Source organism: Paraburkholderia silviterrae, assembly GCF_004353915.1.
Taxonomy (GTDB): Bacteria; Pseudomonadota; Gammaproteobacteria; order Burkholderiales; family Burkholderiaceae; genus Paraburkholderia; species Paraburkholderia silviterrae.
The window spans coordinates 1-1,522 of record NZ_SMRP01000080.1 but is presented as its reverse complement, the minus strand read 5'-3'; the positions used below and the strand labels follow the sequence as shown (position 1 = coordinate 1,522).

At 58.9% G+C, this 1,522-nt stretch carries 1 protein-coding gene; it reads right to left on the bottom strand.

Annotated elements, in window-relative coordinates:
* Nucleotides 1-413: 413 nt before the first annotated feature.
* On the bottom strand, nt 414-1,430 hold the full coding sequence (locus EYW47_RS40610; RefSeq protein WP_133200416.1) for an IS110 family RNA-guided transposase: 1,017 nt from the start codon (nt 1,428-1,430) through the stop codon (nt 414-416).
* Between the last annotated feature and the right edge of the window lie 92 nt (nt 1,431-1,522).

Below are 1,522 nucleotides of genomic sequence, written 5' to 3'. Positions count from 1 at the left end.
CAAATCTCTTCCCCCTTGCGATTGCCATGTCGATATGTCTTTCATCGACATGGCAATCGCAAGGACGCTTGTGGTGCGTCTCCTGTCTGCGTGATCAAATCGCATCCGGTTTCTCAAAGCTGGTTGCGAAACGGATCGCACCAGACACCCATCTGGATCAAGCATGCCGCGAGGTAAGTCACGTGTGCCCTGGCGGCCATGGCCGCCCCGGAGAAACGTTGGTGCCGGACGAGGTCCAAGGGGTCGGGCAAAGCCGTGGCTGCTGCGTGTGCAACGCCAGTCAAACGTGGCTCCTCGCCCGGGCGACCCGATTGCTTGCAGACAGTCGGTAAGGTGAAGCAAAGGGAAGACCCAATCAAAGCCATGGCTGTGCACCAGTCAAGTTACCGGGTTCGTTCCCCTTGCATCACCTGTTAGCCAAAACAGCGAACTGTCTCAAATGGTTTGTGCTCCCGAAGCATGTGATAGCAGGCGCGAGCCAGCTTGTGTGCCAGTGCCTTGATCGCAACGATGCCATTGCGCATGCGCTTCTTGCGTTCGTAAAAGCGCCGGGCCTGCGGACACGTACGGATTGCGAAGTTGGCCGCTTCGACAAATGCCCACGCCAGGTAGCGGTTGCCGTTCTTCGTGTTGCCTTCACCTTTCTTTCTGCTGTTGCTTTCGCGCCTGCTGTCCACGCAGCGACAGTAGGAGCTGAAGTGGCCAACGGTGGCAAAGCGTGAGATGGTGCCGGTTTCCAGCATGATGGTGGTCGCCAGCACCGGACCAATGCCGGGCACCGTGTTCAGCAGCGCGTAATCCGGATCCAGCTTCACCTGCTGCATGAGTCGCTTTTCGACGATCTCGATCTGCTGCTGAAGCGTTTGCAGGACCGCCAGGTTGGCCCGGATCGCGAGCGTTACGTCGGGCGCAAAACCGAATCGGCTCACCTGTGCGCCATCGAGGCGCTTGACCTCCGGCCCGTGCATCTGGGCACCAGTATGTCGCGCGAACAGGTTGCCGATCGCGAGAATCTGGGCTGTGCGGCACTGCACGAGCTGCATCCGTTTGCGTCCAAGGTCACGTACCTGCCGTCCGTCTGCGGGGTAGATGTAGCCTTCCGGCAGCAGCCCCAGGCGCAGTAATTGTGCGAGATGGGCCGCATCGGTGAAATCACCACTGTATTTCAGCCCCTCGTACTGCTTGATCGCTGCGGGGTTGGCCAGATGGACATGGTATCCATCCGCAAGCAGTGCATCGACCAACCAGTACCAGTTGTACGTCGCTTCAATGACCACACCTTCCAGTTCTTCGCGATGTGGCGCCAGTGCGGCGCGGATCTGCAACGCGTCGTTGGGCAACCGCCGCTGATAGATGATGTGGTCCACCTCATCGCTGACCACGACCACACTGTTGTTCGAGTGCAGGTCGATTCCGCTAAACTTTTTCATGCCGGCCTCCTGTGCGTCACGTCGGTGTCGCAAACCTGACTCTACGCCAGCCGTCCTACCGGAACGGCACGAGGCCGACTATATGATTATCA